This is a genomic window from Pandoraea anhela, assembly GCF_902459655.1.
In the GTDB taxonomy this organism is placed as follows: Bacteria; Pseudomonadota; Gammaproteobacteria; order Burkholderiales; family Burkholderiaceae; genus Pandoraea; species Pandoraea anhela.
On record NZ_CABPSB010000002.1, the window covers coordinates 459,310 to 481,755 of the forward strand.

Here is a 22,446-nt window from a genome sequence, read left to right on the forward strand (position 1 = left end):
TCGAGTGACGAAGATTGCGCTGGATTATGGTGAGCGTCGCTCTATACTTCCAATTCACATTTTTTCGCCAATCTATTGGCAAAACCTATACCTCGTGATGGGAGCGTCACCATGCGGATCACGCAGTTGCGTTCGTTTCATGCCGTCGCGCGTCACGGCAGCGTCACGCGCGCTGCGCAGGCGTTGCACGTGAGTCAGCCCACGATGACGACGCAGATCCGTGCGCTCGAAGACAGCTACGGCGTTGAATTGTTCTACCGGCACGGGCGCGGGCTGACGCTCACGCCAACGGGAAAAGCGCTTTACGCGGTGAGTCTGCGCATCTTCTCGGACGAAGCCGAGGCGCTCGGCCTGCTCAAGGAACACGGCGGCCTTCGCACGGGAGAATTGCGGCTGGGCGCGGTCGGCCCGCATCACGCGATGGAGATCGTCGCGGCCTTCCAGCCGCGCTATCCCGGCATTCGCATCTCCATGCGGCCGGGCAATTCGGAGGAGATGATCGAGGGCTTGCTGGCGTATCGCACCGACGTCGCCGTACTGGCGCGGTATCACGACGACGTGCGTCTGCATGCGGTGCCGTATCGCACGCATCCGGTGGTGTTGCTCGTGCCGCGCACGCACCGGTTCGCGCGACATCGCAGCGTGAGGCTCGCGGCGCTGGATGGCGAACCCATGCTCATGCGCGAGCCGGGCTCGACCACGCGTCACGCGCTGGAGACGGCGATGCAGGACGCAGGCGTGTCGCCCACGGTGGCGATAGAGATCGGCAGCCGCGAGGCGATTCGCGAAGCGGTAATCCTGGGCTTGGGGATAGCGGCAGTTTCGGCGCGTGAGCACACGCCCGATGCGCGGCTCGCCACCGTTGCGATCGGCGACGCGCGCGTGGAAACCACGACCGTCGTAGTCTGCCTCGCGCAGCGACGCGAGTCACGCGCCATCGCGGCATTCATGGATGTCGTTGCGGAATTGGCGTAACGCGGGCCCGCGCCTTCGCGCCAGGCACTCCGCCAGACATGCCGCGCGGCAATGCGACCTGAGCGGGGCGGCCATGACGGTCGCCCTCCGAAGCCCTCGGCTTACAGGTACTGGCTGGCGGCAAGCACCAGGGCGGACGCCACGAGGCAATAGATGCCGAACAGGTACCACCGGCCGTGTTCGAGCCAGCGCGACAGCCAGCGCAGCGCCACGAGCCCGGCAAGGAAGCTGAACACCATGCCGACGAGGCTCGGCGTGAGGACTGCCGTGAAGTGGCTCGAGAGTGTCTGTGCGCCGCCCGATTTGTACAGGCGGTACGCCTCCTTGGCGATCACCGGCGGCGTGAGCACGACGGCCAGCGCGAAACTGAATTCTTCCACGCGCAACTTGTCGAGCCCGCGCAGCATGCCCGTCGAGATGGTCGAGCCCGAGCGCGAAAAACCACGGAAGGGCAGGCAGATACCCTGCACCGCGCCGATCCATGCGGAATCCGCGCCGCGGATCGGGCGATCGCCCATCGGCGGCCGCTTGCTCCCCGAAATCAGAATCAGCACGCCCGCCATCGCGAGGCCGGCCGAGATGATATAGAGATTGCCGAACAGGTGCTCGATTTCGGCATGCTCGGCGCCGCGCATCAGCACCTTCTCGATGAAGACCATCAGCGCCAGACCGATCACACCGGTGAACGCCGTCGCAATGATCACCTGCTTCGCGTTATGGATGAAATCGTGCTTCCACGAAAAGTAGCGCTCGCGCCACGACTTCCAGAAGTAGACGATGACGGCGAGCATCGTGCCGGTGTGCAGCATGACGAGCAACAACGTCATGGCGGGCGTGGACGGGTCGAGACCCATGAGTTTCTCGGCCATGATGACGTGGGCCGAACTCGACACCGGGAGCAGTTCCGCCACGCCTTGAACGATGGCGAGTACGAGCACTTGCAGATAGTCCATGCGCAATCCTTGAAAAATGGGCAAGGACATTACGCCGTCATTGTGACGATGGTGTGACGCTCATATGACGGCGGCACCGGTCGCCTGCCCACGACCGAATGCCGCGCATGATACGCCGACAGACTTGGCAGGAAATGAGGTTGAGGATTGGCCCGGTCATTCGGGGCCTGCGCCGGCATGGCAGGCCCGGCGCCGTGTTTCCCCAGTCGAAACAGACCCCGGGCAGTTCACCGGCCGACGGGCTGACGCAGCGTCTCACTGCGCTTCGGCGTGGCGGCGTGCGGCGGCCGTATCGATGGAGGCGCCCGCCGCACGATCCGTCGGCTGACTCACTTGCGCAGCGCCTGATCGAGATCCGCGAGCAGGTCGTCGATGTGTTCGATGCCGATGGACAGACGCACCGTCTCCTCGCTCACACCGGCCTTGCGCAGTTCGTCCGGCGAGAGCTGACGGTGCGTGGTTGACGCCGGGTGCGTGGCGAGCGACTTGGCGTCGCCGATGTTGACCAGACGCGTGAAGAGTTGCAGCGCGTCCTGAAACGCTGCGCCGGCCGCGCGTCCCCCCTTCACGCCGAAGGTCAGGATGCCCGGCCCGCGTCCCGACAGGTATTTCTCCACGAGCGCGTGATCGGGATGCTCCGGCAAACCGGCGTAGTTCACCCACTCCACCTTCGGATGCGTCTTCAGGAATTGCGCGATCTTCAGGGCATTCTCGGTAATGCGGTCGAGGCGCAGCGCGAGCGTCTCGATGCCCTGAAGAATCTGGAACGCGTTGAACGGCGAGATGGCGGCGCCGGTATTGCGCAGCGGCACTACGCGCGCGCGACCGATGTAGGCCGCAGGCCCGAACGCTTCGGTGTAGACGACACCGTGATAACTCACGTCGGGTTCGTTCAGGCGCTTGAAACGTGTCTTGTGCTCGGCCCAGGGGAATTTGCCCGAATCGACGATCGCGCCGCCGAGACTGGTGCCATGTCCGCCGAGATACTTGGTGAGCGAATGCACGACGATGTCCGCGCCGTGTTCGAACGGCCGCAGCAGATAGGGCGAGGGCACGGTGTTGTCGATGATGAGCGGAATGCCGTGACGATGCGCGATCTCCGCGAGCTTTGCGATGTCGGTGATGTTGCCCAACGGGTTGCCGACCGATTCGGCGAAGATCGCCTTGGTCTTCTCGTCGATCAGCGGCTCGAACGATTCCGGCTCGCGCGGATCGGCAAAGCGCGTGGTGATGCCCGAGAGCGGCAGCGTGTGCGCGAGCAGGTTGTAGGTGCCGCCATAGAGCGTGCTTGCCGCCACGATGTTGTCGCCCGCCTCGGCGATCGTCTGGATGGCGTAAGTCACGGCTGCCTGCCCCGAGGCAAGCGCCAGTGCCGCCACGCCGCCTTCGAGCGCGGCAACGCGCTGCTCCAGCACGTCCTGCGTCGGATTCATGATGCGGGTGTAGATGTTGCCCGGCACCTTCAGGTCGAACAGATCCGCGCCATGCTGTGTGTCGTCGAATGCGTAGGCGACCGTCTGATAAATCGGCACCGCCACGGCGCGCGTCGTCGGATCCGGACGGTAGCCGCCGTGTACGGCCAGCGTCTCGCGACGCCATTGCGGCACCTGGGCGCCCGGGGAGGTAGCGCTATGCGTGCCGTTCGTATCATGCGTATCGTGGGTGCCGCTCATGTCGACTGTCTCCGGATAGACGTTGCGTTCCTGTGACGGAACGGATCTGACGATTTGATTAGGTCTCCGAGGGCATTCTAAACGCAGGCCTGCACACGCCTTATCTTCGATTCGCAGATGCTTAGCGCACGATGCGCAATGACCGTGGGCCAGCGGACAAGCTCGCACGGCAAAGCCACCGATGGCCACGGAGGCCGACACGACGGGGCTTTGGGACTGACAGCGGAAAAGTTACTCACCGCTCATCCACAGCTTAATCACAGAAAATCCCGAGATTTCCACAGGAAATCCACGCGCTTATCCCCCGGTGATGCATGGGATATCCACCACATATCCACGAGATATTCACCGGTTATCCCCGCTGTTTTCCGCATTTTTCCCGTACTTTTCCCCGCGCTTTCCACAGGCTACCCCCCGACAATCCACAGGGTTGCCCACATCCTCGACACAGCTTGTTCACAACCTTATCTACAGGGTTATTCACAGTCTCGGATGGCGGCGTCGCGCGGCAACGGTCACGGACCCTACGGTTGTTTTCGAGTCCGGCCAGCAGGGGGAAGACTGCACCGGCGACCCGTGAGGGGGGCGAGCGAGCCCACAAAAACAAAATCGGCCGCGACTGAGGCGGCCGATTGGGTATCGGAGACTGCGTCCCGGCGTCACGATGCGCAAGATTTGCGCAGGCTCGCGGGGTCGAGCCAGTCCAACGATTTGCGAACGCGATTAGTTGCCGAAGTAGGTGCTACCGGCGCGTTGAGCGTTGCCCACCGAACCCGGCGTGACGGTCGACACCGCACCGCCCACCGTCGCGACGGCCTTCGGGTACACCGTGTCGTGTTGTTGCAGCAGGCCGGCCTTTTGCGCTTGCACCAGTTCTTCACGAACTTGTGCGCGAGTCAGCACGCTGGTCTGCGGCACCCACGAGAATTCCGACGGACCGTCGAACGCGTCGCTGGCGAAAGCCGAACCGGCCGACACGGCCAGCATTGCAGAAACCAGAGCCGAGGTAATAAGGGTGCGCTTCATGATGATTCTCCTGTCTGTTTGAAAAAGGCGATGTTCAATTCATCGTCGACAGTTGCAGTCTATTGCCGTCATCAATCGCAATAAAGATGATAATTGTCTATTTTTAATTGTGGAATTAGAAATAATTAGAAACATTTCTGACGGAGGGCTCATGAAGACGCCACCTAGGAAGTGAATGCACACTCTCGATGATTACGCCGAATGGCGGGGGTGTTTTGAGTGCTCTTTTGATATATTTAAAAATATATTATTAGGGTCGAGAGCAGTTTCTGCTGTCGTGCGCCGACCTGCCGTCACCTGAGGTTGACCGCCCCGGACCGCCGCGTTTCACTCGCGTGCGCGGGGCGTTCGATCCCGGCGTGTCCTTGTCCGTGCCTGCGAACACGCTTCGACTTCGGCCCGAGGCGCGAGCAGAAATGAAAACGGGACGCCGTACTCGGGCGTCCCGTCACAGTCGCGAATCCTCAGGGGCAACACGGGGCAGCGTCACAGTCACCGCGCCCAGCGTCGCTTCGTCGCTTCGTCGCTTCGTCGCTTCGTCGCTTCGTCGCTTCGTCGCTTCGTCGCTTCGTCGCTTCGTCGCCAACGAGCCTACTTCGCCGTGGCGGCTTCCGGTGCCGTCGTGGTCACGGCGCCGGCGACCGCCGTCTGTGCGAGCACGGGCTTGAGCGCAATACCGGTGTGGCTCGCCTTGACCGTCGCCAGGGCTTCCGGGGACGTGGCGGCAACGACCGTCCCGCCGTCCTTACCGCCTTCCGGCCCCATGTCGACGATCCAGTCGGCCTCGGCGATCACGTCGAGGTTGTGCTCGATGACGATCACCGTATGCCCCCCGTTCACCAGCCGGTGCAGCACGTTGATCAGACGCGCCACGTCCGCCATGTGCAGACCGACGGTCGGCTCATCGAGCACGTACAGCGTGTGCGGCGACTTCTGACCGCGACGCGTGATGTCGTCGCGCACCTTGGTCAATTCCGTCACCAGCTTGATACGTTGCGCTTCGCCGCCCGACAACGTCGGCGACGGCTGCCCCAGCGTGAGATAACCGAGCCCGACGTCCTGCATCAGTTGCAGCGGGTGCGCAATGCTCGGCATCGACGCGAAGAACTCGACGGCTTCGTCCACCTCCATCGTCAGCACGTCACCAATGCTCTTGCCGCGCCATGTCACGGCCAGCGTCTCGGCATTGAAGCGCTGTCCGTGGCAGACATCGCACAGCACCTTCACGTCGGCGAGGAAGCTCATGCCGATGGTCCGTACCCCTTGTCCTTCGCACGCCGGACAACGCCCCTCACCCGTATTGAACGAGAAGCGCGATGCCGAATAGCCGCGCGCGCGCGCTTCGAGGGTGTCGGCAAACAAGCGCCGGATCGTGTCCCAGAAGCCGATGTACGTCGCGGGGCACGAACGTGGTGTCTTGCCGATCGGCGTCTGATCGACTTCCAGCACGCGATCGATCGTCTCCCAGCCCGTCACCGACTCGCAGCCATGCCACGCGTGCACGACCGGACGCCTGACCTCGGCCGGCGCTTCCGATTTGGCGCGCGGTTTGCCGTCGGCCTTCACGGCATGACGCACCGTACCCTTGCGCGCACGACGCTCCGCCGGCGACGACAGCACCGAGCGCCCCACGGCATCGAGCAGATTCGTCATGAGCACGTCGCGTGCGAGCGTCGATTTGCCCGACCCCGAAACGCCGGTGATCGCCGTAAGCCGTGAGAGCGGCAGCGATGCCGTCACGTGCTTCAGGTTGTGCAGCGTTGCGCCGTGCACCGTAAGCCAGTTCGGCGGCACCGGCTCAACGTCCTTCGCTCCCTTGGCTGCCCCCGTTGTCTTCGTTGCCTTCATCACCTCAGCCGGTGCGACCACCTCCCGGCGCGGCTGAATCGGATGTTGCAACGGTTGCGCGAGGAACTTGCCCGTCAGCGAATCGGGATGCGACGCGAGATCCGCCACATTGCCCTGCGCCACGAGCGTGCCGCCCCGCTTGCCCGCGCCCGGCCCGATATCGATGATGTGATCGGCGCGGCGGATCGTGTCTTCATCGTGTTCGACGACGACCAGCGTGTTGCCCTGATCGCCGAGCTTGCGCAGCGCGCTGAGCAGAATGCCGTTATCGCGCGGATGCAAACCGATGGTCGGCTCGTCCAGCACGTAGCACACGCCCTGCAAGTTGCTGCCGAGTTGCGCCGCGAGGCGAATCCGCTGCGACTCGCCGCCCGAGAGCGTCGGGGCGGCACGATCGAGCGTGAGGTACCCGAGGCCGACCTCTTCCAGAAACGCCAGACGCCCCTGAATCTCGCTGATCAGATCGCGTGCAATGCTCGCATCGCGCCCCGTCAGTTCGAGGCCCTGAATCCACTCACGCACATCCGTCACGGTCCATTGGGCGACGTCGGAAATAGCGTGTTCGTCGAACGTCACCGCGCGCGCCACGCCATTGAGCCGCGCACCATGACAATCCGGACACGGCTGATCGCCCACGCCCTCCGGTTCCTGATCCTGCGACGGCAGCGAGTGTTCGCGCCCGCGATTGTCCTGATTGAGCACGGTATCGTCGAACGCTTCCCGCTGCTCGCGCGTAAGCGCCAGCCCGGTGCCCACGCAAGTGGTGCACCAGCCGTGTTTGCTATTGAACGAGAACATGCGCGGATCGAGATCCGGGTAACTCGTGCCGCACACCGGGCAGGCGCGCTTGACCGAGAACACCTCGATCTCGCCGATGCCTTCGCCTGGCTGCTCGCCGGACATGGTGTCGCCGAGGCCGTCGAGCGGCGCGAGCAGATGCATCACGCCCTTGCCCAATTCCAGCGCCGCCGCGAGCAGCGTTCGCAGCAGTCCCTCGTTCTCCGGCGTGATCACCACATCGCCGACCGGCAATTCGATGGTGTGCTCGCGGAAGCGGTCGAGCTTCGGCCACGGATCGACGGGCAGGAAAACACCGTCGACACGCAGATGCGAATGCCCGCGCGCCTTGGCCCACTTCGCCAGATCGGTGTAGATCCCTTTGCGTCCGACGACCAGCGGCGCGAGCAGGCCCACATGCTGGCCGCGACGGTCGCGCATCAGTTGCGCGACGATGGAATCGGGGCTTTGCGCGGTGACCGGCGCGCCGTCGTGAATGCAATGCTGAACGCCGAGCTTCACGTACAACAGACGCAAGAAGTGCCAGACCTCGGTCGTCGTCGCCACGGTACTCTTGCGCCCGCCGCGCGAGAGCCGCTGCTCGATGGCGACCGTCGGCGGAATGCCGTACACGGCATCGACCTCCGGACGTCCCGCCGGCTGCACGATGGAACGCGCATAAGCGTTGAGCGATTCGAGATAACGGCGTTGTCCCTCGTTGAACAGAATGTCGAACGCGAGCGTCGATTTACCGGACCCGGAAACCCCGGTGATCACGCTGAACTTGCCGCGCGGAATCGCGACGTCGAGCGATTTGAGGTTGTGCTCGCGCGCGTTGACGATACGAATATCGTCGCCGCCCGCAGGCTTGCGATGCGCGCGTGCGGCGCGCAACGCCGTTTGCAGCGGCACGCCCGACCCGCCCGCCGTGTCGGCGTTGCCCGTCGCTGCGGCCAGCGCCGGCGCGACCACGGTGCGCTCATAGTCGGCAAGCGCACGGCCGGTGTGCGACCCATCGCACGCCACGACCTGCACGAGCGTGCCTGCGCACAGCACTTCGCCACCGCCTTCGCCGCCCTCGGGCCCCAGATCGATGATCCAGTCGGCGGCGCGCACCACATCCAGGTTGTGTTCGATGACGAGCAGTGAGTTGCCGCTGTCGAGCAACTTGCCGAACGCGCGCATGAGCTTCGCGATGTCGTCGAAGTGAAGGCCGGTCGTCGGCTCGTCGAAGATGAAAAGACGCCCGCGATGCGCCACCTTCTGGCCGCTGGCCGTCTTCTTCTGGGCCGCTTCCGCGAGGAACCCTGCAAGCTTCAGACGTTGCGCCTCGCCGCCCGAGAGCGTGGGCACCGGCTGACCGAGCTTCACGTATTCCAGACCGACGTCCACGATCGGCTGCAACACGCGCAGCACGTCGCGATCGGACGAGAACAGCTTGACGGCCTCATTGACGGTGAGTTCGAGCACGTCCGACACGCTCAGCGCACGCATCGCCTCGCCCGGCACGGCGCGCTGAATCTTCACGTCGAGCACTTCGGCGCGGTAGCGTTTGCCGTCGCAGTCCGGGCAGCGCAGATACACGTCGCTCAGGAACTGCATCTCCACGTGCTCGAAGCCCGAGCCGCCGCAAGTCGGGCAGCGGCCGTTACCGGAGTTGAAGCTGAACGTGCTCGCGTTGTAGCCGCGTTGCAGCGCCACCGGCTCGGCGGCGAACAGTTTGCGGATTTCGTCGAACGCCCCGACATAGCTCGCCGGGTTCGAGCGCGCCGTCTTGCCGATGGGCGACTGATCGACGAACACCACGCCAGACAGTTGTTCGGCGCCGATGAGTTCGTCGTGTGCGCCCGGGGCTTCGGTCGGGTCGCCGAAGTGACGCGCCAGCGCCGGGCTGAGAATGTCCTGCACCAGCGTCGATTTGCCGGAGCCGGACACGCCGGTCACGCACACGAGGCGTCCCAGCGGAATGTCCACGCTCACATGCTTGAGGTTGTGTTCGCGCGCGCCAGTGAGCGTCAGGCGCGGCGTGGCGTCGTCCACCGGACGCGCTTTCCAGTTCGACGCGTTCGCCACATGCTTGCGTCCGCCGAGGTAGCTGCCGGTCAGCGTATCGGCGCGGCGGACTTCCTCGGGCGTGCCGTCGAACACGATCTGGCCGCCGCGCTCGCCCGGTCCCGGCCCCATGTCGATGACACGATCGGCCGCGAGCATTACGGCGGGATCGTGCTCGACGACCACGAGCGTATTGCCCGCGTCGCGCAGACGATGCATGGCCGCCACGATGCGGTCCATATCGCGCGGGTGGAGCCCGATACTGGGCTCATCGAGCACGAAAAGCGTGTTGACGAGCGACGTGCCGAGCGCCGTCGTCAGGTTGATCCGTTGCACCTCGCCGCCCGAGAGCGTACGGCTCTGACGATCGAGCGTGAGATAGCCGATGCCGACGTCGCACAGATACTTCAGACGCGTGCCCACTTCCTCCTGCAGGAGCTTGAGCGCATCGTCGAGCAGGCTGGAGGGGAACGTGAGCGAATCGAAGAACTGACGCACGCGCGTGATCGGCATGAGCATCAGATCGTGCATGGTCAGGCCCGGCAGCGCTTCGAGCTGCTCACGCGACCACGATACGCCACGCGGCATGAAGCGCTGCGCGGGCGGCAGCACGGCGTCGGCATTCTCTTTCGAGCCCAGCCGCCACAGCAGGCCCTCTGTCTTCAGACGCGCCCCGCCACAGGTCTCGCATGTGGTGTAGCTGCGGTACTTCGAGAGCAGCACGCGGATGTGCATCTTGTACGCCTTCGACTCCAGATAGCCGAAGAAGCGACGAATGCCGTACCACTGCTTGTTCCACTCGCCCTGCCAGTCGGGATCGCCCTCGATGACCCACTCGCGGTGTTCCGGCGACAGCTTCGACCATGGCGTATCGCGGGGAATGCCCGCTTTGCCCGCATATTCCAGCAAGTCGTCCTGAATCTCTTTCCACGCCGGCGTCTGGATGGTCTTGATCGCACCGCCGCGCAGCGTTTTGCGCTCGTCCGGAATCACCAGCCCGAGATCGACGCCGATCACGCGGCCGAATCCGCGACAGGCCTCGCATGCGCCATAGGCGGAGTTGAACGAGAAAAGCGCCGGTTGCGGATCGGCGTAATGCAGATCGCTGTCAGGGCAATGCAGGTCTTGCGAGTAACGCCAGATTTCCGGCTCGCCGTCCTCGGTGAGCACATAGACGTTCACGCGCGCGCGGCCGCGTTTGAGCGACGATTCGATCGCCTCCATCGCGCGCGCCTTTTCGGTGTTTTGCAAACGGAAGCGGTCGGCAACGACATCGAGCACCTTGCGCGTGCCTTCGGCGGTCGTGACTTCGCGCTCGGCCTGCACGCGTGTGTAGCCGGAGGCCGAGAGCCATTGCTCGACCTCGTCGGCCGTGACACTGCCCGGCAGTTCGACCGGGAACGTGACGACCAGCCGCGGATCGTTCTGCGCGGTGCGCGCCATGAGATCGGCGTAGATCGTCTCGGGGGTGTCGTGACGCACCGGCTGCGCGGTCTCGCGATCGAACAGCGCCGCCGCGCGCGCGAAGAGGAGCTTGAGGTGGTCGTTGAGCTCGGTCATCGTGCCGACCGTCGAGCGCGAACTGCGCACGGGGTTGGTCTGATCGATGGCGATGGCCGGTGGCACCCCCTCCACATGGTCGACTTGCGGACGATCCATGCGATCCAGGAACTGACGGGCGTAGGCGCTGAAGGTCTCGACATAGCGCCGCTGGCCTTCGGCGAACAGCGTGTCGAACACCAGGCTCGACTTGCCGGAGCCGGACGGTCCGGTCACGACAGTCATCTCGCCGGTCTGGAGATCGATGTCGAGGTTCTTGAGGTTGTGCTGGCGGGCGCCACGGATACGGATGGCGTGGCTGGCCGACGGGACGGGTTTCGAGGAGGACTTATCCACTTGGTCTCTGGGCAGGCGAGAAAGCGCATACGCGCCTTGGGGTGACTACTCTATCAGGCCGATACGACAGTCGCTGGCAGCATCTACGCGTCGCCCGGCACGCTGGGATTGTACTGTATGTTTGTACAGCACCCATCGATTCCCGCGTTGGCGGTGGTCTTAATCCGGCAGAAGGCGCGCGTCCCTCTCCGGGACGCCCCCCCGAATCCGTCGCACAACGCCTTGCGCCGTGCGGCGCGGGTGATCTCGCGATGTCGGCCACTTCAGCCATCTCGGCCACAGCCACGGGATCGGTCCCTCGACATTCCGATTTGCTTTCCATCCGTCACCGCGCGATGGGTCATGATATGATGCGAATGATTATCATTAACCTCAGAAGCTGCTAAATCAGCGACGGTTGCGGATTTCCGCCGCCAAGCCAACACCATGATGCGTGACGACAACGGGGGACGCCAAGACCACGCACGCGCCGACGCGGCCGGCGTGGCCGCGCTCTATCACGATCATCACGGCTGGCTGCGCAACTGGCTGCACCGCAAGCTCGGCAACCACGGCGACGCCGCCGACCTCGCACACGACACCTTCGTGCGTCTGCTGAGCAAGGACACGCCGGTCTGCCCGCGCGAACCGCGCGCTTTCCTGACCGTCGTCGCCCAGGGACTCGTCGCCAACCTCCACCGGCGTCGCAAGATCGAGGCCGCTTACCTCGAAGCGCTCGCCGCACAGCCCGAGGCCGTCGCGCCCGATCCGGAGACCCGCGCGATCCTGCTTCAGACGCTCATCGACATCGACCGGCGTCTCGACGGCCTGCCGCCGGTCGTGCGACGGGTTTTCCTGATGTCCCAACTCGACGGCCTCGCCCAGCGCGACATCGCCGACGCCGTCGGCATCTCCATCGCCACGGTGCAACGCCATATCGTCAAGGCGCTTCACGCCTGCTGCTTCGGCGGGACGCACGCATTAGTGCACGCGCGCCATCCGGTCAAAGCGCCGCCGCAACGACCCCGCTGCCCGAAGCGATCACCCTCGCGGCCACGCAGTGGTTCGTGCGCCTGCAAGCGACGGACGTCGACACCGACGCCGACACGCAAGCGGCCTGGCGGCACTGGCACGATGCCGATGCACGTCACGCACTCGCGTGGCAACGCCTTGTCGACTTCGGTGCGCATCTTCGGACGATTCCCCCGCTTGTCGCGCACAACACGCTCGTGCGTGCCCGGGTGCCGCAACCCCATCAGGGACGACGGCGTGCTCTCGGTCTGCTCGTGGTCGCGGGCGCGACGGGCGCCGTCTGGTCGGTCGGCGACTCGAACGCCATGCGCGCCTGGCGCGCGGACCTGAGTACAGGCGTCGGCGAGAGACGCACCGTGCAACTCGCCGACGGCACCTTGCTCGCGCTCAATACCGACACCGCTGTGGACGTGCATTTCTCGCAGGATGTCCGGCGTCTGCGCCTGGTGCGCGGCGAGATCGCCGTCTCGACCGGTGCGGATGCCGACCATGGTCATCGCCCGTTCTTCGTCGACACCGCGCAAGGCAGCCTTCAGGCGCTTGGCACGCGTTTTACCGTTCGTCAGCACGAGAACAGCGCCACGGTGGCGGTGCTCGAAGGCGCGGTACGCGTCGTGCCTGCGAATGCACTAGGCGCCGCAAACGGTGGTGCGATCCTCACCGCCGGGCAGGGCGCAAACTTCGACGCCACCACTGTGCGCTCGCGCTTCGACGACGCCGCAATCGCCAGCGCCGCCGCCGCATGGACGCAGGGCATGCTCGTCGTGCACGCGATGCCGCTCGGCGACTTCCTCACGGAACTCGGCCGCTACCGGCGCGGCCACCTCGGTTGTGCGCCGGAAGTCGCGGGCCTGCGCGTCTCCGGCATCTATCCGGTTGACGACACGGACCGCGTGCTCGATATGCTCGCGCGCGCGTTGCCCGTCGAGGTACAGCGGTTCACGCGCTGGTTCGTGCGCGTGCAACCCGGCGACCCCGCGAACAACCGCGCCGGCAAATCGCCGGACAGTCCGCCCACGTTGCGCGCCATCGGCGGCGATCGCAACCACACATGAAGTGCCGCAAGCAAAAATTTTGACGTCGGATGAGGGGTTTTCGCATCTCGCGGGGCATAGACAGGAAAGCCCGTTTCGATGTTTCGATGCTCCAACGAAAGGAATCCGCCGTCATGCCTTCTCACGTCAGCCCCACGCACCCGCGTGTTGCCCGTGTCCGCACGCCCGTCCGTGCTGAAACCGCCCGAACCCGAGAACTCACCCAACGCGCCATCACGCTGGCCACCGGGGCGCTGTTCGCGCTGAGCGCCATCGTGGCCATCGGGGCGCTCACCGCGTCGAACGCCCACGCCCAATCGACGCCGCCGTCCTCATCGGCCGCCACGACCGCGCGCGCCGCACAGTCGCTGCATATCCCCGCCGGCTCGCTGCAACAAGGGCTCGTCGCCTTCGCTCAGCAGACCGGGTTGATGATTTCGTACGACGCCACCCAGATCGCCGACAAGCGCACGGCGGGCGTGTCCGGTACCTACACCCCCTCGCTCGCACTGGCGATCCTGATCGAGGGCACCGGCCTGCAAGCGAGCGGCCAGCCCAATGGCGGCTATATCGTTGCGCCCGGTCAGAACGCGGCCGCCGGTCCGGCCGTCGCCCTGCCGCAAACGAACGTCAACGCCCGCGCCGAGCGCGACGTGGCGCGCGGGCCGGTGGTCGGCTACGTGGCGACCCGCAGCGACACGGCGACGAAGTCGGACACGTCGATCATGCAGACGTCGCAGTCGATCAGCGTGATCCCGCGCGACCAGATGAACGATCAGGCCGTGCAGACCGTGACGGACGCGCTCAAGTACGCCGCCGGGATCAACGCCGACCCGTATGGCAGCGACACCCGCGCCGACTGGTTCTACATTCGCGGCTTCAACGCCGACGTCTACTGGGACGGCCTGCGCCTGCCGCAGATCGCCAACCGTCCGGGCAGTTACGCCGCCGTACGCGTCGACCCGTACACGCTGGAGCGCGTGGAAGTCCTGCGCGGTCCCAGCTCGATCCTCTACGGTGCCGGCAACCTCGGCGGCCTGGTCAATCTCGTGAGCAAGGCGCCGAGCGCCGAGCCGTATCGCGAGATCGGCATCGACTACGGTACCTTCGACCGCCGCCAGCTTCGCGTCGACATGACGGGCCCGGCCAACGAAGACGGCACGCTGCTGTATCGCATTACGGGGCTGGGCCGCATGTCGAATGCGCAAACGGACAATGTGAGCGACGACCGCATCATGATCCAGCCGGCGATCACCTGGCGTCCGAACGCGCGCACCAGCTTCACGTGGTTCGTCAACTACACGCAGGACAACATGGGTTCGTCGGTCAGCTACGGCCCGGCGCTCGGCATGGTGAACCCGTCGCGCTGGGGGCGTATCGACCGCGAACGGCTCACCGGCGACCCCGCGTTCGACCGCTATCGCAAAACGCAGGTCGCGACCGGCTACCGTTTCGAGCATCGCGTGAGCGACGCCCTGCAAATCCGCTCGACGGCGCGTTTCACGCACATGGATCTCGACTACAAGTCGATCTACGGCACCCGACTGCTGGCCGATCAACGCACCTATGAACGCACCGCGTATCAGGCCGAACCGATCCTGAACGGCTGGCAGCTCGACAACAACGTGCAGTACGACACGACCACCGGCGCGGTCGCACACAAGGTGGTCGGCGGCGTGGACTTCCAGACGCAGCGCTTCCTGAACCGCGTATGGTCGGGCACCGCGCCGTCGCTCGATCTCTACGCCCCCGTGTACGGTGTGAAGGGGGTGTTGCCCGCCAATCCGACGACCAGCACCGACCAGACGCAAACGCAGCTCGGCCTTTACCTTCAGGATCAGATGCGCTGGGACCGCTGGTATCTCACGCTCGGCGGGCGCGAAGACTTCACATGGTCGACGACGGACAACAACATCGCGAAAACCTCGGTGAAGCAAACGCCGAACAAGTTCACGTGGCGCGCCGGTCTCTTGTACGAATCGGCGCTTGGCCTGTCGCCGTACTTCAGCTATTCGACGTCTTTCCTGCCCACGCTCTCGACCAACCTCGCGGGCACGCCGCTGCAACCGACGACCGGTCAGCAGTATGAGATCGGCCTGAAGTATCAGCCGGTCAACACCGATGCCATCTTCACGGCGTCGCTCTTCAACCTGACGCAGCAGAACGTCTCCACCGCCGATCCGGCCAACACGCGCAACACCATCCAGACGGGCGAAGTGCGCTCGCGCGGCGTGGAACTCGAAGCGCGCATGAGCCTGACGTCGCGGCTCAACATGGTGGCGAGCTACACCTATCAGGACGTGGAGGTCACGCGCAGCAACAATGCCGATCTGGGTAAGCGCCCCTATGGGGTGCCGCGCAACATGGCGTCGCTGTGGGCGGACTACAACTTCGGCAGCGTGGGCGATGCCAGGCTCGGTGCGGGCGCCGGCATCCGCTATCTCGGACAGACGGCCGGCGATATGGCGAACACTTTCTCCGTGGCGAGCACGACGCTCGTCGATGCCTCGCTGCATGCGGACATCGGCTGGCGCTGGCGTTTGCAACTCAACGCAAGCAATCTGTTCGACCGCACTTACGTCGCTGGCTGCAACAGCACCGTGCAGTGCTACTACGGCACGGGACGCACGGTAATCGGCAGCGTCACGGCGCGCTGGTGAGCGACCTGAAGACGTGATCCGGAACGCCGGGGCGAATTGGGCATCGACCCAGCATTGCGCCCCGGCCGACGCGCGCGGATGGAGTAGGATGACGAGATTCCGGCTCTCTCCTGCACGACATGGGTGCACTTCACGCGGCGCGTGGCGCAATGCGACGCCTCCTCCCGCCGACTTCGGTCGATGCCTCGGACGTCGCATCGATCCACGACCGGATCGACGTGCCGACCGACGTCGTGCGGCACATGCCGCGATCGCGCCGCACATCGCGCACCTGCCGCATTTCCCGCATTTCCCGCATTTCCCTCATTGACCGCATGTCCGGACGCATCGCGCATCTGGCGATCCTCCTGCCCCTCGTCATGCTCGCCGCGTGTGCCGGCGCACCGCAGACGCCATCGACGTCGCAACCACACGCGACGTCGATCCCGGCCGGACGCGACAACGTCGGCCGCTTCCCCATCGAGCATTACGATCAGGACGTCGATCACTGGATTCGACCCGACGCCCCCGGCTACGATCGGCCGCTGCTTTCCGCATCGGAACAGAACCGGCGATTCGAGGCGTTTCGCGCACGATACTTCGGCACAGCCCCCCGCGATCCGTCGCCCTGGAACGGCACGTGGCTGTCAACGTCGTTACTCAATGCGGCCGGTATGTCGCTCCTCGCGGACGCCCAGGCACGCCGCGTGCGGCGCTTCGACAACGGCCGCGCCGGTGTGCGCAAAACGTACGGGGAGAACTTCCAGCCGCACACGTCAGCATGGAACCGCGCCATCGAAACGAACATGGCGCTCGCACAACTCGACGCCGATCACGCAAGCGGGTCCTACGATGCGCGGCGTCGCGGCATCACCGTGGACAATGCGTTGGTGCGTCTGCTGCCGACCCGCGATCCCGCGTTCTACGATTTCCGCGAAGCCGGCGAGGGCTATCCGTTCGACGCCCTGCAAGACTCCGCGCTGCGCCCCGGCACGCCCGTCTACACGCTGGCGCGCAGTCGCGACGGTGCATGGCTGCTCGTCTATTCGCCCGATCTGACCGGCTGGGTCGAGGCGCGCACGGTGGCGGCAGTCGACGAACGCTTCGTCGCCGTGTGGCGCGCGGCGGCGCAGCGTGAACTCGGCGCTATCGTGCAAGCCGACGTCCCGCTGGCGGACACCGTGCCGGGCACGGCGAGCGCGATCTACCGGACGTTCGCGCCGATCGGCACGGTGTTGCCCATGGCGCGCCCGCGTGACGGGCGTCCGATGGCGATGATTCCCGTGGCCGACGCACAGCGTCGCGCGCAGATCCGCATGGCCGCGCTCGACGCGTCGAGCCTCGTGCCGATGCCGTGGACGCTGACGCCGCGTCACATGGCGCAGGTAATGAAGCAACAGATCGGACGCCCCTACGGCTGGGGCAACACGCTGTTCTACAACGACTGCTCCGCCGAGACGCGCAGTCTTTTCGCACCGTTCGGCGTGTGGCTGCCGCGTCATTCGTCCCACCAGTTGCAAGCGGGCAAACGCACCGATTTGCGCCAGGCCGATATCGATACGCGCTTGCGCACGCTGGCCGAGCAGGGACGCCCGCTCATGACACTGATTCACATCAACGGGCACATCATGCTGTACCTGGGCAATGCCGAGTCAGCCGGGCGCGATGGCGCGCGCGTGCCGATGACCTATCAAAATGTTTGGGGCCTGTCGCCCGCGGATAACAGCCGTCGCAACGTCATCGGCGGTTCGGTCATCCTGCCGTTGCTCAAGACGTATCCCGAAGACCCTGAGGCGCGCTCGCTGGCCGGCAAGCCGCTATTCGAGATCAGTGTGATCGGCGGCGATGCCGCAGATGCCGCAGATGCCAGTGAAGCGACGCACGCGCCCGACGTCGAGTCCGAGGCAGAAATGCCGCAATGAGTGCACCCTCAGAAACGTTGCGCACGGAAAAGCGACGGATCGATGATCGTCGTCTCGCCGGTCATCATCTCGGCGACGAGACGGCCCGTCACCGGCCCGAGCGTCAGACCGTGATGCGCGTGACCGAACGCGAACCACAGATCGCGATGATCGGGGGCCGGGCCGATAATCGGCTTCATGTCGGGCGTGCAGGGCCGGCGCCCGAGCCACGGCGTCGGATCGACGCGCTCGCCCAGCGGGAATGTCTCGCGCGCCAGCGGTTCGACGGCCGCCAGTTGCACCGGCGTCGGCGGTGTGTCGCGAAGCCCGAGTTCGACGCCTGTCGTCAGACGGATGCCGCGCGTCATCGGCGTGATGAGAAAGCCGTGCTCCGCATCGAGCACCGGCTGATGCAGCGTGGCGCCTGGCTGCGCGCGGTAGTGCATGTGATAGCCGCGTTTGACGGCCAGCGGGAAGCGGTAGCCCAGCGCACGCGTGACGGTGTCGGCCCACGGCCCGAGCGCCACGACTGCACGACGCCCTTCGATGCGGCCCGCTTCCGTTCGTACCGACCAGTGCGGCTGTAGCGACGTTGCGTCGCCGGTGAACACGCGACCGCCCAGCGATTCGAAATATCGCGCGTAGGCGGCAACGAGCGCCCCCGGATCGCTGACGGACTCCGATGCCGTGTAGCGCAACCCGCCGACGAGGGCGTGCGTGAGCGAGGGCTCTGCATCGCGCAACCGCGACGCGTCGAGTCGCTCGAACGGCACGTCGTACTCGTCGCGCCAACGCTGCGCGTCGCGCTGCGCAGCCTGCATCGCAGCGCCGGTGCGAAACACCTTCACCCAGCCGCCTTCGCGCAGCAGATGTTCTGCCCCCGACGCGGCGATCAGTTCGCGGTGCTCCGTCACGCAATGTGCGATCAACGTACTGTAATGACGCGCAATCGCCGCGTGGCGCGCGGGTTCCGAGTGATACCAGTAGCGCGCGAGAAAGGGCGCGACGGTCCCCATCGCCGACGGGTGGTAACGCACATCGGTGGAGCGATTGCGGGCGAAGCGGAGCAGGGTGCCGAAATCGCGCGGGAACGCATAGGGGTAGACGCCTTCGCGTTGAATCAGCCCGGCGTTGCCGAACGACGTTTCGTTGCCGGGCGATTTACGGTCGACGAGCGCGACCGACATGCCGCGTCGCTGCAAATGGACCGCGACGGAAACACCAACGATACCGGCACCAAGCACAAGCGCGTCGAACGTCATGGGCGTGCGCCTGACGAGTCGTCAGACGATCAGGAGAAAGCGAGGAAGGGGGGTGGGCTCACGCGCGACACACACAACACACACGACACTCGCGGCAGCGAGCCCGGGAAGTACCCACCGGCGATGACATCCGGTGCGACGCGTTACGCCAGCGCGGTCACGGCGATTTCGACTTCGAGACCGGCGCGCATGAGCGGCGACTGCACACAGGCACGGGTCGGGGCGTGGCCTTCGGGCACCCAGGCGTCCCACACGGCGTTGAATTCGGCAAAGTGCTTGGCGTCCGACAGCCAGATGTTGGCGGTGAGCAGACGCGACTTGTCGACGCCCGCTTCGGCAAGCAGCGAATCGATGCGGGTGAGGATTTCGGTAGTTTGCTGCGTAACCGACACGTTAGCCGTATCGGGGACCTGACCGGCCAGATACACCACACCGTTGGCGATCACGATCTGGCTCATGCGAGCGTTGGTGTGCAGACGTTTGATTTCGTTCGACATAGGGGGCATCGAAAAAATAAGACGGGCCGGGAGTCGGCCCGAGTGCCGCTATCTTATACGACGCTTGCGTAGTATTCCGTATCGGTGCCGGATCGACGTCAGATCGACCTCAAAACGACAAACGGCATCGGCACGAGACTACCGGCGCATCACTGCCGGATCAGCGCCATCGCGCAATCGAGCACGGTGCGTTTGAGATCGGCCATGCCTTCGGGCGGCAGGAACGGCCCCATCATGTGGCGATACGACACCGTCTTGCTGATGGCGGACGTGAGCATGAAGAACATGACGTCGGCGTCAGACACCGGACGCTTCTGCGCTTCGAGCCAGTCCGCGACGAGCGGGACCATGGCATCGCGATACGGGCGCACGAGCCGTTGCGTCAGGATATCGAGCCGCTCGCCTTCTTCAGTCGCCGCGGTCGAGAAGAACATGCCGATGTCCGGGTTCTCGAACACGGCCTCGACGAACAGGCACACGGCGTGCTCGATACGCTCGAACGGCGCCATCGGTGCGTCGCGCAGCGCGTTCGTCTGCTCGACCATCGAATGCGTGAGTCCCGCGATCTGATCGACGACCGCGACCCACAGGGCCTCTTTCGAGCCGAAATGATGCGAAATCAACGCAGCATCGACACCGGATGCCTCGGCGATCTGCCGCACGCTACTCGCATAGAACCCGCGCTGCGCAAAGATGCGACGGGCGTTGAGCAGCAACGCGTCGGCCCCATGCGTGCAATCGCACGTGGGACGCCCGCGCGTGCGTTTGCGAGGCGGATCGGGTTGCGAGACGGCTTTGGTCGGAGTCATTGAGTGATGCGTGAGTGGAATTCGCGAGAACAATGCGTCAAGTCTACCCGACCCGAACGCGCCTGCCTGCCCAGACACTTCCTATTTGACATGCCGGGTACACGCTCGCTATTATGCGCTTATTCATCACTTGTTGAATTGACATTTCCCCCCAAATGTCTCGCGCAAACCGAATCGTGATCGTCGGTGGCGGTATCGCCGGCCTGATGCTGGCCACTCGTCTGGGCAAAACGCTCGGCCGTGCCGGCGCTGCGCGCGTGACACTTGTCGACAGTCATCCCACCCATCTCTGGAAGCCGATGCTGCATACCGTTGCGGCAGGCACGTGCGACGTGGCTCACACGCAGGTGGCCTACCTCGCGCATGCGTGCGGCAATGGTTTCACGTATCAGGCGGGGCGCATGATCGGGCTCGACCGCATGCGTCGGGAGATTGTGCTGGAGGAGATGGACGGGCACGACGGCAAGCGCCTGCTCGGCGAGCGCCGGGTGCCTTACGACGCGCTGGTGCTCGCGCTCGGTTCACAGGCCGACGACGCGTGCCTGCCAGGCGTTCGTGACGTCTGTCACTTCATCGACAGCCGCCCCCAGGCGGAAGCGTTCAACGCCGCATTGCAATGCGAGGCGCTGCGCAGCGCCGTGAACGACGACGCATTGCGCGTGGTGATTGCGGGTGGCGGCACGACGGGCGTAGCGCTCGCTGCCGAGCTGAGCCACTCGTTCGCGCTCGCAGCGGGATATGGCGATCCGCAGATTCGCGAGCGTCTGAAGCTCACGCTCGTGGAGCGCGGAGCACGTGTGCTCGGCGCGTTCCCGCCGGACGTTTCGGCGTCGACGCAAGCAAGGCTCGAACGGTTGGGCTTTCGTGTGCTGACGCAAACGCGCGTCGTGTGTGCGGATCGCGACGGTTTTTACCGCGACGACGGTCAGTTGATTCCCGGCGATCTGCTGGTGTGGGCGGCGGGCGTGAAGGCGCCGGATTGTCTGCGCGGCATTGGCGGCTTGACGACCAACGAAGCGAATCAGATCGTGGTTCGCGCCACGTTGCAGACGGCGCAGGACGAACGCATCTTTGCCATTGGCGATTGTGCATCGCTGAGCATGGGGCAGGGGGCGTGTGCATTGCCGCCGACGGCACAGGTGGCGACACAACAGGCGGCGCATCTGGGCCGCCATCTCGGCGCGTGGCTCGAAGGCCGCGCAATTCCGCCGTTCGCTTATCGCGATCCTGGCGCGTCGTTGTCGCTCTCGGGCTACAACGCGTTCGGGGCGCTCGGGCGATTCGGCTTCTTCAAAGGTGGCATCGTGCGCGGACGCTTTGCGCAGTGGAGCCACGCCATGTTGTACCGACGTCATCAGCATGCACTGCACGGATTTGCGCGTGCGACGATATTGATGAGCGCGGAAAAACTCGGCGGCCTTCGCGGGCCGCGCATCCGGCTGGCCTGATCATGCGAAGCGACCGAACCAATTGCCCGAACCGAAGCGGCACCCGCCGCGCCTCTGGAACGTCCTCTGCGGCGTCCTCGTCTTCAGCCTCGTCCAAGACGTCCCGTGCGTCACGCGCATCGCGTGCGGCACGCGATCAGGGCGGGACTTATTCCCCATGGCAACACACCGTGGCAATGCTCGATGCCGAGCCGGTCGTGTGTCAGCCGGTGATTCCGTACACACGGCGCGCGCCCATCGTGCGCGTGCTGGAAATATCGAGCGAGTTGACGATTACGGTGTCGTGGAACGACGCGACCGGCGGCAATTACGGTGCGCAGATCTGGCGCATCCGCAAAGCGCCGCATCCGGGCATATGTGCGCTCACGAACGAGACCATCGACGCGGGCGATTTCGTCTACCGTCCGCTGTTCGGCGATGTGCCGCCGCTCAACGCCGACGCGATGATTTCGGCCGACGCCATTCGCGTGATGCGCGAATCGGACAATCGCGAACTCGAACCGGCCTGATCGCCAAGTCACTTCACGACGTGCGAAGTCGCATCTCAAACACCGCGACATCCATCGACCACATACCCACGCGCTGAAAAGCTGTCCCCCTCCCCCCGTGTTGTTTCAGCGTGTTGCCGCCCCTTGAGGGCGGTTT

13 protein-coding genes and 1 pseudogene are annotated in these 22,446 nt (G+C 65.1%); 7 read left to right on the forward strand and 7 right to left on the reverse strand.

The genetic code is table 11. The annotated features are described in order from the left end of the window. Positions 1 to 111: 111 nt before the first annotated feature. The gene (locus PAN31108_RS05130) at positions 112 to 975 is read left to right on the forward strand and encodes a LysR substrate-binding domain-containing protein (RefSeq protein ID WP_150667779.1); all 864 of its coding nucleotides are present in this window, start codon (positions 112 to 114) and stop codon (positions 973 to 975) included. Positions 976 to 1,076: 101 nt separating this feature from the next. Here the strand turns inward: PAN31108_RS05130 and PAN31108_RS05135 are convergent, their stop codons facing one another. From PAN31108_RS05135 to uvrA, 4 genes are all read right to left on the reverse strand, one after another. Beyond that, positions 1,077 to 1,928 carry an undecaprenyl-diphosphate phosphatase gene (locus tag PAN31108_RS05135; protein ID WP_150667780.1) on the reverse strand — a complete coding sequence of 284 codons (852 nt, stop codon included), beginning with the start codon at positions 1,926 to 1,928 and terminating at the stop codon, positions 1,077 to 1,079. A 329-nt stretch (positions 1,929 to 2,257) separates the two neighbouring features. Further along, positions 2,258 to 3,601: an O-acetylhomoserine aminocarboxypropyltransferase/cysteine synthase family protein gene (locus PAN31108_RS05140; RefSeq protein WP_246183782.1), complete on the reverse strand. Its 1,344-nt coding sequence runs from the start codon at positions 3,599 to 3,601 to the stop codon at positions 2,258 to 2,260. Positions 3,602 to 4,324: 723 nt separating this feature from the next. After that, on the reverse strand, positions 4,325 to 4,627 hold the full coding sequence (locus PAN31108_RS05145) for a DUF4148 domain-containing protein (protein ID WP_150667781.1): 303 nt from the start codon (positions 4,625 to 4,627) through the stop codon (positions 4,325 to 4,327). A gap of 591 nt (positions 4,628 to 5,218) precedes the next feature. Beyond that, positions 5,219 to 11,200, reverse strand: coding sequence for an excinuclease ABC subunit UvrA (gene uvrA, locus PAN31108_RS05150; RefSeq protein ID WP_150667782.1), 5,982 nt, complete (start codon positions 11,198 to 11,200; stop codon positions 5,219 to 5,221). 429 nt (positions 11,201 to 11,629) lie between these two features. On the opposite strand from uvrA, the pseudogene PAN31108_RS05155 reads away from it, so the two are divergent. The 4 genes and pseudogenes from PAN31108_RS05155 to PAN31108_RS05175 form a co-directional block, all read left to right on the forward strand. Continuing rightward, positions 11,630 to 12,085 (forward strand): annotated as a pseudogene (locus tag PAN31108_RS05155) (sigma factor); the annotation flags it as partial. 134 nt (positions 12,086 to 12,219) lie between these two features. Beyond that, positions 12,220 to 13,266 carry a FecR domain-containing protein gene (locus tag PAN31108_RS26585; RefSeq protein WP_281350038.1) on the forward strand — a complete coding sequence of 349 codons (1,047 nt, stop codon included), beginning with the start codon at positions 12,220 to 12,222 and terminating at the stop codon, positions 13,264 to 13,266. A 113-nt stretch (positions 13,267 to 13,379) separates the two neighbouring features. Continuing rightward, the gene (locus PAN31108_RS05170; protein WP_174994856.1) at positions 13,380 to 15,905 is read left to right on the forward strand and encodes a TonB-dependent siderophore receptor; all 2,526 of its coding nucleotides are present in this window, start codon (positions 13,380 to 13,382) and stop codon (positions 15,903 to 15,905) included. Positions 15,906 to 16,219: 314 nt separating this feature from the next. Continuing rightward, a complete protein-coding gene (locus PAN31108_RS05175; RefSeq protein ID WP_174994857.1) occupies positions 16,220 to 17,806 on the forward strand; it encodes an SH3 domain-containing C40 family peptidase in 1,587 nt (528 codons plus the stop codon). An 8-nt stretch (positions 17,807 to 17,814) separates the two neighbouring features. Here the strand turns inward: PAN31108_RS05175 and PAN31108_RS05180 are convergent, their stop codons facing one another. The 3 genes from PAN31108_RS05180 to PAN31108_RS05190 form a co-directional block, all read right to left on the reverse strand. Beyond that, positions 17,815 to 19,047 (reverse strand): NAD(P)/FAD-dependent oxidoreductase, encoded by a 1,233-nt coding sequence (locus tag PAN31108_RS05180; protein WP_150667786.1) that lies wholly within the window; start codon positions 19,045 to 19,047, stop codon positions 17,815 to 17,817. A gap of 143 nt (positions 19,048 to 19,190) precedes the next feature. Then, on the reverse strand, positions 19,191 to 19,544 hold the full coding sequence (locus PAN31108_RS05185) for a RidA family protein (protein WP_150667787.1): 354 nt from the start codon (positions 19,542 to 19,544) through the stop codon (positions 19,191 to 19,193). A gap of 149 nt (positions 19,545 to 19,693) precedes the next feature. Further along, positions 19,694 to 20,353, reverse strand: coding sequence for a TetR/AcrR family transcriptional regulator (locus PAN31108_RS05190; protein ID WP_150667788.1), 660 nt, complete (start codon positions 20,351 to 20,353; stop codon positions 19,694 to 19,696). Positions 20,354 to 20,508: 155 nt separating this feature from the next. On the opposite strand from PAN31108_RS05190, the gene PAN31108_RS05195 reads away from it, so the two are divergent. Both PAN31108_RS05195 and PAN31108_RS05200 read left to right on the forward strand, forming a co-directional pair. Further along, positions 20,509 to 21,801, forward strand: a complete 1,293-nt coding sequence (locus tag PAN31108_RS05195; RefSeq protein WP_150667789.1) for an NAD(P)/FAD-dependent oxidoreductase — start codon at positions 20,509 to 20,511, stop codon at positions 21,799 to 21,801. A 176-nt stretch (positions 21,802 to 21,977) separates the two neighbouring features. Next, on the forward strand, positions 21,978 to 22,310 hold the full coding sequence (locus tag PAN31108_RS05200) for a DUF3331 domain-containing protein (protein ID WP_246183797.1): 333 nt from the start codon (positions 21,978 to 21,980) through the stop codon (positions 22,308 to 22,310). Positions 22,311 to 22,446: the final 136 nt, after the last annotated feature.

Coding starts and splice junctions, on each gene's coding strand:
- PAN31108_RS05130 (WP_150667779.1), top strand. CDS start 112: ATGCGGATCACGCAGTTGCGTTCGTTTCATGCCGTCGCGCGTCACGGC.
- PAN31108_RS05135 (WP_150667780.1), bottom strand. CDS start 1,928: ATGGACTATCTGCAAGTGCTCGTACTCGCCATCGTTCAAGGCGTGGCG.
- PAN31108_RS05140 (WP_246183782.1), bottom strand. CDS start 3,601: ATGAGCGGCACCCACGATACGCATGATACGAACGGCACGCATAGCGCT.
- PAN31108_RS05145 (WP_150667781.1), bottom strand. CDS start 4,627: ATGAAGCGCACCCTTATTACCTCGGCTCTGGTTTCTGCAATGCTGGCC.
- PAN31108_RS05170 (WP_174994856.1), top strand. CDS start 13,380: ATGCCTTCTCACGTCAGCCCCACGCACCCGCGTGTTGCCCGTGTCCGC.
- PAN31108_RS05175 (WP_174994857.1), top strand. CDS start 16,220: ATGTCCGGACGCATCGCGCATCTGGCGATCCTCCTGCCCCTCGTCATG.
- PAN31108_RS05180 (WP_150667786.1), bottom strand. CDS start 19,047: ATGACGTTCGACGCGCTTGTGCTTGGTGCCGGTATCGTTGGTGTTTCC.
- PAN31108_RS05185 (WP_150667787.1), bottom strand. CDS start 19,544: ATGTCGAACGAAATCAAACGTCTGCACACCAACGCTCGCATGAGCCAG.
- PAN31108_RS05190 (WP_150667788.1), bottom strand. CDS start 20,353: ATGACTCCGACCAAAGCCGTCTCGCAACCCGATCCGCCTCGCAAACGC.
- PAN31108_RS05195 (WP_150667789.1), top strand. CDS start 20,509: ATGTCTCGCGCAAACCGAATCGTGATCGTCGGTGGCGGTATCGCCGGC.
- PAN31108_RS05200 (WP_246183797.1), top strand. CDS start 21,978: ATGCTCGATGCCGAGCCGGTCGTGTGTCAGCCGGTGATTCCGTACACA.